At 70.4% G+C, this 13563-nt stretch carries 7 protein-coding genes; 4 read left to right on the top strand and 3 right to left on the bottom strand.

What is annotated here, in order from left to right:
- Positions 1-47 precede the first annotated feature (47 nt).
- Entirely contained in the window at positions 48-446 is a 399-nt protein-coding gene (gene acpS / locus GH2_RS14805) for a holo-ACP synthase AcpS (protein WP_066169509.1), read from the bottom strand.
- A complete protein-coding gene (locus tag GH2_RS14810; protein WP_066169511.1) occupies positions 443-9703 on the bottom strand; it encodes a type I polyketide synthase in 9261 nt (3086 codons plus the stop codon). Before GH2_RS14810 ends, acpS begins: the two co-directional genes overlap by 4 nt.
- A 342-nt stretch (positions 9704-10045) precedes the next feature.
- Between GH2_RS14810 and GH2_RS14815 the strand changes: the two genes are divergently transcribed.
- The 4 genes from GH2_RS14815 to GH2_RS14830 all read left to right on the top strand — a co-directional run bounded on the left by GH2_RS14815 (position 10046) and on the right by GH2_RS14830 (position 12552).
- Complete coding sequence (locus tag GH2_RS14815; protein WP_066169514.1) at positions 10046-10834, top strand: LppX_LprAFG lipoprotein; 789 nt, start codon at positions 10046-10048, stop codon at positions 10832-10834.
- A 43-nt stretch (positions 10835-10877) separates the two neighbouring features.
- Positions 10878-11267, top strand: coding sequence for a DUF4189 domain-containing protein (locus tag GH2_RS14820; RefSeq protein WP_066169516.1), 390 nt, complete (start codon positions 10878-10880; stop codon positions 11265-11267).
- A gap of 116 nt (positions 11268-11383) precedes the next feature.
- Positions 11384-11809: an HIT family protein gene (locus GH2_RS14825; RefSeq protein WP_066169517.1), complete on the top strand. Its 426-nt coding sequence runs from the start codon at positions 11384-11386 to the stop codon at positions 11807-11809.
- Positions 11806-12552 carry an NAD-dependent deacylase gene (locus GH2_RS14830; protein ID WP_066169519.1) on the top strand — a complete coding sequence of 249 codons (747 nt, stop codon included), beginning with the start codon at positions 11806-11808 and terminating at the stop codon, positions 12550-12552. The genes GH2_RS14825 and GH2_RS14830 overlap by 4 nt, the downstream gene beginning before the upstream one ends.
- On the opposite strand, the gene GH2_RS14835 is transcribed toward GH2_RS14830, so the two are convergent.
- The gene (locus tag GH2_RS14835) at positions 12545-13540 is read right to left on the bottom strand and encodes an ABC transporter permease (protein ID WP_239588986.1); all 996 of its coding nucleotides are present in this window, start codon (positions 13538-13540) and stop codon (positions 12545-12547) included. The genes GH2_RS14830 and GH2_RS14835 overlap by 8 nt on opposite strands.
- Between the last annotated feature and the right edge of the window lie 23 nt (positions 13541-13563).

Below are 13563 nucleotides of genomic sequence, written 5' to 3' on the forward strand. Positions count from 1 at the left end.
GAAACCTGTGCGAACCTCGACGCCCACGGCGTTTGTTCGTGCGGGGACTACCCGTCCACGTCCTCCAGGACCGCGACGGCGGCGGCCATGTCGCCGTCGTGCGTCAACGAGATGTGGATCTTCTGGCCGGCCAACGCTTGCGCGATGTCCCCGTGCAGTCGGATCCGCGGACGCCCATGGGCGTCGGTCTGCACCTCGACGTCGTTGACGGCCGTCTCGGGCAGCAGTGGCGCCGCGCCGAACCGACTCGACGACCACGCCTTCACAACCGCTTCGCGAGCCGCCCAGCGGGCCGCGAGGTGACGCGCTTCGTCGCCTGTCCGCTCCGCCACGTCCCGACGCTCGCCCACCGTGAAGCGGGCGCCGAACGTCGAGCCCGGCTTGCGGAGTTGTTCAGCGAACTCGGTCACCGACACCATGTCGATTCCGACTCCCACGATGCTCATCGGCCGCAGCCGATCTGGGGGTAGGCGTCACCGTCGAACCGGCTCTCCGGATCCAGCAGCATGCCGGCCTCGATCGTGTGCTCGTCGCCCTCGCCCATCCGACGGTCGGCCGGACGCTGGTACGCCGCGTCGCCGCCGCACATCGCCTGCAGGAGGCGCTGCTTGCCGTCGCGCAGACGCGTGGCACTGGCCGTGCGGTAGGTCTCGCGCTCCGCCTCGTCGAGCGACGCGATGAACGCCTCCGGGTGGACGACGGCGATCAGACCGGACACGTGGCCGAAGCCGAGTGAGGTCAGCAGACCCGCCTTCAGCGGGAACCGGCCGCCCATGTGCAGCGCTTCGCGCGGCCACACCAGGTGCGAGTACTCGCGCATCTTGTCGTCGACGCAGTCCAGGCTGCGGTTCGGCGGGATCACGCCGTCGCGGAGCACCTGGCACAGTCCGATCAGCTGGAATGCGGCGGCGCCGCCCTTGGCGTGACCGGTCAGCGCCTTCTGCGAGACGACGAACAACGGAGCACCGTCGCCGCGACCGATGGCGCCGGCCAACCGCTCGTGCAGTTCGGCCTCGTTCGGGTCGTTGGCGCGCGTCGAGGTGTCGTGCTTGGAGACCACGGCGACGTCGTCCGGGCTCACGCCCAGGCTCGACAGCGCGGTCGCCAGCGGCGACGACTTCTGGCCGCGAGCGGCGCCCAGTGCGCCGATGCCCGGTGCCGGGATCGACGTGTGCACGCCGTCGCCGAAGCTCTGCGCCCAGGCCACGACGCCGAGGACCGGCAGACCCAGCTGCGCTGCGACATCGCCGCGAGCCAGCAGGACGGTGCCACCGCCTGCGGACTCCACGAAGCCGCCGCGACGCCGGTCGTTGGCGCGGGAGAACCGACGATCGTCGATTCCGCGCGCCGTCATCTTCGCCGAGTCGGCGGTGGCCGACATGTCGCCGAAGCCGACGATGCCTTCGATGCCGAGGTCGTCGAAGCCGCCCGCGACCGCGAACAGCGCCTTGCCGACGCGGATCTTGTCGACGCCCTCCTCCACCGAGACGGCGGCGGTGGCGCATGCGGCGACCGGGTGGATCATCGCACCGTAGCTGCCGATGTACGACTGCACGACGTGCGCGGCGACGACGTTCGGCAGGGCTTCCTGCAGGATGTCGTTGGCCTTGGACTCACCGAGCAGCGTGTCGACGTACAGCGACCTCATGGAGGTCATGCCGCCCATGCCGGTGCCCTGCGTGTTGGCGACGAGACCGGGGTGCACCCAGCGCATCAGTTCCGACGGCGAGAAGCCCGCGGTGATGAACGCGTCGACGGTGGCGACGAGGTTCCACAGGGCCACGCGGTCCACCGACTCGACCATGTCGGGCGAGACGCCCCACCGGACCGGGTCGAAGCCGGTCGGGATCTGGCCGCCGACGGTGCGCGACAGCTTGGCGCGACGCGGGACGCGGATCTCCGTGCCCGCCAGTCGAGTCACGGTCCAGTCGCCGGTCTCGGCGTTGGGCGCGATCCGGGTGCGCTCGGGATCGGCCGACGCGAACTCGCGGGCGGCCGCCTCGTTGGGCACCGAGAAGGTCAGATCCTTGTCGAGGAAGACCGACTCCAGCAGCGGTGAGGTGTTCTCGACCATCGCACCCTCGTCGGCGTAGCGGCGGATGCCGACACGCTCGAGGACGATGTCGTGGTAGCGCTCGGCGATGTCGGCCTCGGCGACCGGGTCGCCGGACTCGACGTCGTACCAGCCCGCCTTCGGGGTCTCCTCCCAGACCACCAGGCCGGTGGTCCAGGCGAGTTCCAGAACGCCTGCGGCCGACAGCTTCTCGTCGACCTCCATCTCGAACCGGGTGCGTGCCGAGCCGTAGGGGCCCACCTCACCCGCACCGACGATGACCACGAGGTCCTCGGGGCGCGAGTCGAGCTCCGGCCAGGCGTGCTGCAGAGGCAGATCGGCGCGAGCCGGTGCAGGCAGGGCTGCGACGGTGACGCCGGCCGTCTCGTCGGCGACCTCAACCTCGTCCTCGGCGGCAGGAGCCTCCGCGGCAGCGGTGGCCAGCGCCTTGAGATCGATCTTCGTCGGATCCAGACCCGCGGTCAGGTCGGCGATCACCGGCTCCGCCAGTGCGCTCTCCCGCGCCTGGACCGAGCAGAGTCCGACGAGAGCGTCGGCCATCTCCGGGGTGCTCCAGGTCTTGACTCCCGCGGCCTCGACCGCGTCGACCAGACCGTCGTTGTGGCCCATGAGGCCGGTTCCGCGGACCCAGCCGATGAGGGCGTGTGCGAGGGTCGTGCGCTTGTTCCACGAGTCCTCGGCGCCCCAGCGGGTGACGAGTGCGTCGAGTGCAGCCTTGGCTTCGCCGTACGCGCCGTCGCCGCCGAACATGCCGCGGTTCGGCGAACCGGGCAGGACAACGTGCAGGCGGGCGCTGATGTCGTGGTCCGCGCCGATCGCCGACAGACCGGCGATGAGCCGCTCCACCGACCACAGCAGGACCTTCATCTCCATCTCGGCGCGAGCGCCTGCGTCGGTGAGATCACCGGCGACGCGCGGAGCGGCGAACGGGAACAGCAGGGTCGGGCGCATCACGGGCTTGATGACCGCGGTGCTGGCGCCGAGGTTCTCGGTCTGCTCGGTGCCCAACCACTCGATCACGGCGTCCACGTCGCCGTACGACGCGAGGTTGGCCGGGATCACCCACAGCGCGGCGTCGTGCCGAGCGTGCGTGCGGTAGAGCTCCTTGTAGAACGCGAGTCGCTCGCTGTTGAGACGCGACGTGGTCGCGACCACGGTGGCGCCGCCGGCGAGCAGGCGGCCGACCACGGCTGCGGCGATCGAGCCCTGCGAGGCGCCGGTGACGACGGCGATGTCGTCGGCGAACTCGCCGGGTTCGGGCTGCTGTGCGGCGTGTGCGATCGCCGCGTACGCGGTCGCGTGCTCCTGGTAGCCGAGCGCGAGAGCCTTGCCCTGCCACCAGGTGGCGTGCTCGGCGACCTCGGTGCCCGCGCCGGTCAACGAGTGCGTGAGCGACGGATGACGATCGTGCACCTCGTCTTCCGGCAGCAGCCAGACGCGTGCCAGATCTTCGCGGGCACTCGCCCACCGGTCGTCCAGCAGCACCGCTCGCTGCTCGTCGAAGGCCGGTGCGACGGTCCGCTGCCAGTCGGAGCCGAGCTCCGCGCTGACCAGATCGGCGAGGGCCGCGTTCGGGTCGGCCTCCACCGCGGAGGCGTCGACGACGTCGCTGAGGCCGAGCTGATCGAGGATCGTGTGGGCGGCCGTCGCGAGGACGCCGTCGGGTCCGGTGATCTGGTCGGTGAACTCGCCGAGCGCCGCGGCGTCGACGGTGCCACCGGCAGACGAGGCTGCCGCGGGCAGTTCGACGGCGATGCCGCGGGCGGCGCCGACGCTGCGGACAGCGCGGTCGATCACCGCATCGAAGTCGGCTGCCGAGCCGACGCCGCCGTCGAGCAGGTCGCCGAGATCGCCGCCGCGGACGCTGGCGCCCTCGCGGGATCCGAGCGCCACCGCCACGAGCGTGTGGCGTCCCCAGCCGTCGCCGAGCTGCCAGGCGCTGGTGACCCGGTCGGTGATGTACGAGGCACGCTTGCCGATCGGACCCGCGACCTTGCGGATCTGGTCTGCGACCGCGTCGCTCAGGACGTCGCCGAGCGGCTTGTAGCCGCGCGCCAGGGTGCTGACGGTGGTGGCGAGTGCCCCCATGTCGGCTTCCGCTGCGCCGTCGATCGCTCCGAGACCCAGCTCGGTGCCGATGTCGAGCAGCAGCTGGTTGCGGCGCGACGAGACGCCGTCACACAGCGACTCGATGGTGTCGGCCGGGCCGATCTGCGCGGGAGTCATCTTGGTCCACAGCGCGATCACGGCGCGCACCGCGTCGGCCGGGCCGAACGCGATGTCGTCCGGGCGGGGCCCTGCGGCCGCGGCCGGAACCGGTGCGGGGGCCGCCGCTGCGGGGGCGGCGGCAGCAGCAGTCTCCGCCGGCGCCTCCTCCACGACGTCGTCCTCGACCGGCTCCGGCGCGGAGTCCTCCGCGCGCAGCACCGCTGCGTCGGACTCCACATTGAGGACCTCGGCGCGCGCGGCGCCGTAGTCCGGCAGCTTGAGCGTGTTGCGGGCCAGGCCGCACAGCGTCGGTGCGTTCTTCACACCGACCTCGACGAACCGATCGATGCCGAGTCCGCCGTCAGCGACCGGGGTGAACAGCAGATCCTGCGTCTCGATCCAGCGGACCGGGCTGGCGAACTGCCAGGCCAGGAGCTCGATGAGGATCACGCGGGTCAGCTCCGACGGGCGTGCGGCCCACGAGTCCCATTCGGCGAGCACGGCGTCCAACGGATCCGACGGCACCAGGCCTGCGATCTCGGTGACGAACTCGCGGCTCAGGTTGAACAGGCGCGGCACCAGGTTCGGGATATACCGACCGACCAGGATGTCCGGGTCGATGTCGGCGGGCAGCAGGTCTTCCAGCTTGCCGCGGAACTCCGGCACACCGGCGCGCAGGACGGTGGAGTGGAACGGGACGTCGATGCCCGGGACCAGGATGAAGGCCCGCTTGCCGCCGAACTCGGCGACGCGACGCACGATCTCCGACTCCAGAAGCTCCAGCCCACGGACGGTGCCCGCGATGGCGTACTGCGAACCCAGCAGGTTGAGGTTGACCACCTCGAGGAACTCGTCGGCGTCGCGGCCGATCGACGCGACGAAGTCTTCGACGTCGGCGTCCTTGAGTCCGAACTGGCTCGGGCGGATCGCGGCCATCCGGTAGTCGGAGCGGCCCTTCTCGTCACGCGGAACCAGGTGGTGCATGGCGGAACCGCGCTGGAACACGACCTCGAGGACGGCCTCGAGCGGGAGCACCCCGGCGCAGGCGGCGAGCGCGTTGTACTCGCCGACCGAGTGGCCGCAGGTGATGGAGCCGTCGACGAACGATCCCGACTCGCGCAGCTCCGCGATCTGGGCGACGCCCAGAACAGCCATCGCGACCTGGGTGAACTGCGTCAGGAACAGGACACCGTCCGGGTGGTGGTAGGTGGTGCTGCGCTGATTCGCCCCGCTCGCTTCGCTCCCGGCGGCGGCAGCGACCAGGGTGGTCGGATTGTCGCGGACGACGGCGAGGATCGAGAAGCCGAGGGCCTCGCGGGTGTGCTTGTCGGCGCGGTCCCAGATCTCGCGGGCCGCAGCCGAGCGGGTGCGGGCGTCCAGGCCCATTCCCTTGTGCTGGATGCCCTGGCCGGGGAAGGCGTAGACGGTGCGCGGGGCCTCGAGCAGTGCGGTGGCGGCCATGACGAGCTCGCCGTCGACCTTCGCGGTCAGCTCGACGGTCTCGCGACCGGTGTCCATGCCGACGCGGTCGACGCGGATGTCGACGGTGTCGCCGAGGCGGACCATGCCGAGGTACCGGGCCGTCCAACCGCGGATGGCACGGGGTGCGGGCACCGGGTTGTCGCCGTCGGCGGCGGCCAGCACCTGCTGTGCGGCGGCCGAGAGCCACATGCCGTGAACGATCGGATCGCCCAGTCCGGCGAGCCGTGCGGCGAGCGCGTCGGTGTGGATCGGGTTGCGGTCGCCGGAGACGACGGCGAAGCCGTTCATCCGGGTCGGCGCGACGACGGTGGCGGAACGGACGAACTTGCGGGTGCCCGCATGCTCGTCGACGGTGGCGCCGCCGGCCCGAACCGGGTCGACGAGGTCGGCGTCGCCGAGACGTCCGCGGATGGCGAAGCGCTCACGGAGCACGGCGATCACACCGTCCGCGGTGCGGACGTCGACGTGAACCTCCACGACGCGTCCGGCCGAGGTGTCGGTGACACCGATCAGACGGGCGACCACGGTCAGTTCCGTGTCGACGGCGGGGATCTCGCCGGTCAGCTCCACGGCGTGGTCCAGGTGGACCAGATCGAGCAGCCCCTCCACGACGGGCAGACCGTCGACGGTGCGCGCGGAACCGATGACGCTGAACACGCTCGGCCAGCAGGCCACGACGAGGGTGTCGGGCACGGCGAAGCCGTTCGGCGACGCCGGCGTGGTCGGGATCAGCGTGCTCGGCAGTGCGGAGGCGGTGGCACCACTGTGGTCAGCGACCGAGTGGGCCTTCCACGCGACGGTGGAGGTGACGACGCCGGCGACCGACTCGGCGAGTTCGCCACCCGCGGCGACGGTGAGCAGTTCGCGCATCGCGTCGGCTGCTCCGCCGGTGGTGATGCGGGGGCTGCCGCCGTCGATGGCGCGGAGATCACCGGTGAACGGGATGCGCAGGACGGAGCCGGCGACCGGGACCACCAGGTCCAGGCGGATCTCGTCGTCAGCGGTCACGGCGTCCGGAACAAAGGTGACCATCGCACCGCTCGGGTGCTCGGCGTACTCGCCGTCGTACAGCTTCCACGCCTCGCGGTCACCGAGGAGCGCGATCGGGTTGCGGACCTGACGACCGGCCCACAGCACGTCTTCGGCCTCGAGGAGGACGCTCAGCGGTCCCGTGGCGGGAACGATGTCGCGGTGACGACGGGCGGCGACGACCTCGGCCTGCTCGCCCGCGGTCTTCAGATCAGCGGTGATCTGGGCCTCGAACCGGTTCAGCAGGTCGCCGACCGGCTCATCGACGCGGGTGATGCCTGCGACCGACACGGTGCCGGGGATGATGCACACCTGATCGGCGCTGTAGCGGGCGTCGTGCGCCTGCCACAGCGAGTCGCTGCGGTACCAGCGGCGGACGTCCTTGTCGATGACGGGGACGAAGTTGACCGGCTTGCCGGGCGTGCGGCACTGGTCGAGGAAGAACGCGACGTCGGCCGGGTGCAGGACGTCGACGTCGACGGCCGGGTACAGCGCGGCCAGCTCGGCGACAACGGCGTGCGGATCCGGGATCCGGTCGCCGAAGGCGGAGACGAACTCACCCGAGTCGAGGCTGTTCATGCGGGCCTCGGTGCGGTGCAGCATCTCGACGAAGCGCTGTTCCCAGGTGATGTCGGCCCAGCCGAACTCGCCTGCGGCTCCGGTGCCGAGCTCGGCGTACCGGCCCAGCCACTCGCGGTAGGTCATGGTCGCGACGTCGCCGAAGTACGGCTTGGCGGTGCCTGCGAGCGCGGCGATGATCTCGTCACGACGCTCGGCGACGGCCTCGGCGTCGCCGGCGACCTCGTCGAGGAGGCGACCGGTGCGCGACGCGGCGTTGTCGATCTCGTGGATGTCGGCGCCCAGCTGGCTGCGGCCCGACGCCATGCCCGCTTCTGCGTGGCCGGCGCCGATCCAGGTGTCGCACCCCTCGGTGTCGACGAGCAGCTGCTTCACCTCGGGAGCCGTGGTGGCTTCCAGGGCGGCCATCGCGGCGGTTCCGACCAGGATGCCGTCGAGCGGCATCACCGGGTAGCCGTAGGCGCTCGCCCAGGTGCCGGTGATGTACTCGCTGGCACGCTCGGGCGTGCCGATGCCGCCACCGACGCACAGGACGGTGTTCGGGCGGTCACGCAGTTCGGCGTAGGTGGCGAGGAGGAGGTCGTCGAGGTCCTCCCACGAGTGGTGACCGCCTGCGCGGCCGCCCTCGATCTGCACGATGATCGGGAAGTGCGGGACCTGCAGGGCGATGCGGATGACCTGACGGATCTGGTCGACGGTGCCCGGCTTGAAAGCGACGTAGTGGAGGCCTGCCTCGGTGAACTCGTGGACCAGGTCGACGGCCTCGTCGAGCTCGGGGATGCCTGCGGTGATGATGACGCCGTCGAACGGGGCGCCCTTGGCGCGGGCCTTCTGCACGATCTTCTTGCCGCCCAGCTGGAGCTTCCAGAGGTACGGGTCCAGGAACAGTGAATTGAACTGCACCTGGCGACCGGCGTCGAGCAGCTCGGTCAGGCGTGCGACGTTGGACTCGAAGATCTCTTCGGTCACCTGGCCACCGCCTGCGAGCTCGGCCCAGTGGCCTGCGTTGGCGGCTGCGGCGACGATCGCCGGGTCGACGGTGGTCGGCGTCATGCCTGCGAGCAGGATCGGCGACCGGCCGGTGAGACGGGTGAACGCGGTGTCGACGACGGTACGACCGTCGGGCAGGCTGACCAGGCGCGGTGCGAAGACCGACCAGGGACGGGAGACTTCCGGCGCCGAACCGGGCACGAAGAGGTTGCGCTGACCGCCGCGCGTGGCCGCGGCGACCACACCGACACCCTGACCGCGCAGCGACGGCGACGACAGCCGCGAAGCGAGGTCGGACGGTCCGAAGTCGATGACCCAGCGAGCACCGGAATCGACCGCATCGCCGACCATCTCGACCCAGTTGACCGGATCGACGAGGACGGCGGAAGCGTAGCGCTGGACGAATTCGGCGTCGAAGCCGCAGCGCACAGCCCACTCGGTGGCCAGCTCGACGGCCGACGCGAGGTCCGGGTGGTGGAACGGGACAGTGACGTTGAGGTCCTCGATGACCGGTGCGAACGGGGTGCCGCCGGTGACCTTGCGCTTGCGGGCGTCGGCCTCGGCAGCGGCGCGCAGTTCGGCGAGCGCGCTGAACGACGCGAGGTGGCGCGGCGCACCCGACAGGACGATGGTGCGACGCGAGTTGATGATGGCGACGGTCGGCAGACCGGTGGTGTCGGCGGGCTGACCGGCCGCGTATTCGGCGAGAAGCTCGTCGATGATCGCGGCGTTGGCGCCGGCGATGGAGATCATCGGAGCGGCGTCGCGGGTGCCGAGGAGACCCGAGCGACGCGCGACGACGGTCGCGGCGGCGCCGATCAGCTGGGCGATGGCGAGCAGGTCGGCGTCGCTGACGGTCGGAGCCTGACCGTCAGTGGCGACCGCTTCGGTGGCGAGGATGCCCTGCGAGTGGCCGATGACGGCACTCGGCGGGAGTGTGGCGGTGTCCAGGCCCTGCTTGGCGAGGTTGGCGACAGCGGCCAACTGGCTGAGGAGAATGCCCGGAAGGGAGACGAGCGCGTCGGCGAGCTGAGTCTCGCTCGGCACCGGCAGTTCTTCTTCGTGGGCGCGGATCCACTCGAGGGGCTCGAAGCGGTCGCTGCCCGCGGCGGCGAGTTCGTCGGCGATCGGCGCGAGCGTTTCGCGGCTCTGCGCGACGATCGCTGCGATCGCCTGCCCGAGGTCTGCGTCGGCCACCAGTTCGGTCAGGGTCGGCAGCCAGGCGCCGCCTTGCCCGCCGAAGCAGATCGCGTAGCTCTCTCCGGCCGACAGCCGGTCAAGCAGGCCCGAGGAATCAAGTCGTTCGTTGTGCTGGCCGGTGCGGTGCTGGTCGAGGGTCACAAGCTCTCCTGTCGGTGCGTCACGTCGGGTCTAGCCGTCGCTGGGACGAGATCAATGGTGACACAGGAACATGAGGCTTCCCTCATGTTTTGCGGTGACCGTGAGGTATACCCGCTGGTAGACCCGCGGGTAACCGCCCCAGCCAGCGGCGAAGAAAAAATCGTGAATGTGGTCACACGTGGCGCGCCGGAACACCCCGCCCACGCCCGGCGGTCATTCCGTCAATCGACGACGCAACTCGCGAACCGCCCGGTCACGGTAAGTTCCCAGACAGGATTAGCGCGGCGGACCATCCGAACCCTCCGATGGCGCCGCGGCCAGACACAGGAGGATCCCAGTTCAATGAAACGTTCCAAGCGCTTCGCGATCGTCGCCGCGGTTGCCGCCGTCGCCGCAGCAGTCGCACTGACGGGGTGCTCGAGTGACGGCAACACGGACGCCCCGGAGTCCGACGCCGCCGCGACGACCACGTTGAACGCCGCCGCAGACAGCGCCGCCGCGCTCACCGGCGCCGCGGTGGTCCTCGACATCGAAGGCTCTTTGCAGGGCGTCAACGCGTCGAAGGTCGAAGCCGACGTCGCCACCAAACCGAAGGTCGTCGGTGAGGGCACCGCGACGCTCACCATGGGCGACAAGTCGGTGTCCGCGCCCTTCGTCTACGTCGACGATCACATGTACGCCAACGTCGACGACAAGGGCTACCTCGATTACGGCGACGGCCGCTCGATCTACGACGTCAGCAAGATCCTCGACGCGGACAAGGGCGTCCCGTTCGTCCTGCGCAGCATCGAGGGCGCCAAGGAGGACGGCACCGAGAACATCGACGGGGTCGAGACCACCAAGATCACCGGCACCGTCCCGGCCAAGGATCTGTCGGGCCTGACGGGCGCGTCGCCGGAGGCCAAGGGCCTCGACTCGACCATTCCGGTCACCGTGTGGATCACCAAGGACGGCGAGAACAACGTGGCCCGCGTGCTGGCCCAACCTGCTGAGGGCGCGTCCATGACCATCACGCTGAGCGACTGGGGCAAGACCGTCACCGCCGAGAAGCCCGCCGACGTGAAGTCGCCGAGCGTCAAGCCCACCACGGCTCCCAAGTCCGGCGAGCCGACCCGTCAGCCGGTCGGCTGATCGCAGATCACCCGAGCCGACAGACAGCAGAGAAGAGAAGACCATGAAGATCCGTAAGCGTCTCGCTACCGCCGCCCTTGTGGCGGCCGGGGTCGGCAGTGCCTTGACCGTCCCCGCCATCGTGGCCCCGGCCCCGGCCGCCGCCGCGAACTACTACGGCGCCATCGCGCTCTCACCGAGCACGGGCGCCACCGGTCGAGCCCTGGACTACCCGGACTGGACCAGCGCATCCAACGCCGCGCTCTCCTGGTGCGGCTACACCGACTGCAAGGTGGTCGTCCAGATGCGCAACGCCTGCGGCGCGATCGCCAAGAGCAGCAGCTACTGGGGCTACGGCTGGGCCGCGGACCTGTACACCGCGCAGTCGAACGCGCTGTACTACTCCGGTGGCGGCTACATCCACGACTGGGCCTGCACCTCCGGCCACTCCTGAGTCACCTCTCCTAGAGGTTCGTTCCCGCACGACGCCGGGGCATCCGATCACGGATGCCCCGGCGTCGTGCATCGCCGTCCAGCAGTCGACGACGGGACGGATTAGGCTCGGGAAGCATGTCCGACTGTGTCTTCTGCGCGATCGTCTCAGGCACCTCGCCCGCTCACGTCGTCTACTCCGACGACGACGTCGTCGCCTTCCTCGACATCGCGCCGATCTCCGCGGGTCACACCCTCGTCGTGCCGCGGCAGCACTCCGCCGGCCTGGCCGATCTGGATCCGATGATCGGCGGCAAGATCTTCGCCGCCGGACAGCGCATCGCCGCGGCCATGCGCGCGGGCGCCATCTCCGCCGACGGCGTCAATCTGGCGATGAACGACGGCCGCGCCGCCTCCCAGACCGTGTTCCACTCCCACCTGCACGTGGTGCCGCGGCACTCCGGCGACAAATTCAGCGTCGCCAAGGGTTTCCTCACCAGGCGGGCCCGCGATCTCGACTCCGTGGCCGCCATGGTGCGCGAGGCGTTGGAAGTCCTGCCATGAGCGCGCTCACGCCCGACCGTGTCGCGCACGCGGCGCGACTCGCTGCCGACGCCCGCCACGTGTGCGTGTTCTCGGGCGCCGGCATGTCCGCGGAGAGCGGGATCCCCACCTTTCGCGACGCCCTGACCGGTCTGTGGGAGAACTACGACCCCGCCGATCTCGCGTCGCCCGCCGGATGGCGGCGCGATCCCGATCTGGTCTGGGGCTGGTACCGCGAGCGCGCCGCAGCCCTGCGCGCCGTGGCGCCCAACGACGGCCACGCCGCGATCGCGGCGCTCGGTCGCCGCAAGGAGCGTGACGGCGGTCGCGTCAGCATCGTGACCCAGAACGTCGACGATCTCCACGAGCGCGCCGGGTCGGTGGTCGACGCACATCTGCACGGCAGCCTGCTCGGCCCGCGCTGTGAGGCGTGCGCGTTCCGCGGCGATCCGGAGTTGTCGTTGGCGATCGACCGGCCGCGCTGTCCGCAGTGTGCAGCGAGCCTGCGCCCCGACGTCGTCTGGTTCGGCGAAGTCCTGCCCGAGTCCGCATGGGACACCGCGGTGGCCGCGGCTTCCGCGTGCGATCTGATGATCATCATCGGCACCAGCGGCGTCGTGCACCCGGCCGCGAGTCTGCCGACGATCGCCGCCGACAGCGGCGCATCGATCATCGAGGTGAATCCGGAGCCGTCCGCATTGACGCCGCTGGCGACGGTGTACCTGGAGTCCACTGCCGCCGCTGCGCTGCCTGCGATCAGTTGAGCGCAGGCACGCGGCGCGGCTCCTCCGCGTCGACGTCGTCGGACTCTTCGGAGGTTCCCGTCTCGCGCCGGATCTGCATGAGGCCGTAGCCGACGACGGTCCATCCGATCAGGATCGCGAACGCGGTGCCTGCCCCGGCGCCGATGAGACCGGACGGGTTGAAGAACGCTGCGCTCCGCAGTGCCGTGCCGGTCGCGCCCAGCGGCAGCCACTGCCCCAGCGTGCCCCAGAACGACGGTAGGAACTCCGGCGGAGCCGAGATGCCCGCGAGCGGCATGCCGACGAGCATCACCACCAGTGCCACCACGCCCGCACCGGCCGAACCGATCGCTGAGACCGCGCCGGCGACCAGCGAGCCGATGGCCAGGATGCCGACGGACATCGCCAACCACTGACCCCAGAATCCCCCGCCCAGAACGCCGATTCCCATGGCGACGCCGATCGCCGTGGCACCGACGACCGCCGCACCCACCGGCAGCATCACCGCCATCACCCAGCGTCGACGACCGACCAACGCGGCCGCCATGCCGAGCGCCATCGCGGTCATGAACACCGGAAGCACCATGGAGCCGAAGCCGCCGCCGCGCGGATCGTCCGCCGTCGGACCGGCGACGTCGATCACCGGCCCGGAATCAGGCAGGGCGGTGCCGATCTGGGTGAGCATGGAGGCGACGGCCGGACTGCCTCCGGTCGCAATGACGGTCTGCGACGGCGGGCCGACCACGAATCCGCCGTAGACCTCGCGATCACGGGTCGCCGCCTGCAACTCCTCGCTCGTGGCGAACCCGGTGACCTCGAACGCTCCGGGCTGTTGCTTCTCCAGCATCGCCGAGACCTGCTCGATCGCCTGCGACGGCCCCGCCACCCCGATCGGCAGATCGTGCGGTGCGGCGCGGGACGCGGGCGTGATGAACATCAGCAGGACCAGTGGGATGACGATCGCCAACCCGGCGACGACGCCGATCAACTTCTTGGTGGTGGACGACATGGCGATCTCCATTCGTATTTCAA

It is taken from the genome of Gordonia hydrophobica NBRC 16057, from assembly GCF_001592365.1.
In the GTDB taxonomy this organism is placed as follows: domain Bacteria; phylum Actinomycetota; class Actinomycetes; order Mycobacteriales; family Mycobacteriaceae; genus Gordonia; species Gordonia hydrophobica.

What these genes read in the sequence shown, in the direction of transcription:
- GH2_RS14815 (WP_066169514.1), top strand. Translation starts at nt 10,046, where the DNA reads ATGAAACGTTCCAAGCGCTTCGCGATCGTCGCCGCGGTTGCCGCCGTC.
- GH2_RS14825 (WP_066169517.1), top strand. Translation starts at nt 11,384, where the DNA reads ATGTCCGACTGTGTCTTCTGCGCGATCGTCTCAGGCACCTCGCCCGCT.
- acpS (WP_066169509.1), bottom strand. Translation starts at nt 446, where the DNA reads ATGAGCATCGTGGGAGTCGGAATCGACATGGTGTCGGTGACCGAGTTC.
- GH2_RS14830 (WP_066169519.1), top strand. Translation starts at nt 11,806, where the DNA reads ATGAGCGCGCTCACGCCCGACCGTGTCGCGCACGCGGCGCGACTCGCT.
- GH2_RS14820 (WP_066169516.1), top strand. Translation starts at nt 10,878, where the DNA reads ATGAAGATCCGTAAGCGTCTCGCTACCGCCGCCCTTGTGGCGGCCGGG.
- GH2_RS14835 (WP_239588986.1), bottom strand. Translation starts at nt 13,540, where the DNA reads ATGTCGTCCACCACCAAGAAGTTGATCGGCGTCGTCGCCGGGTTGGCG.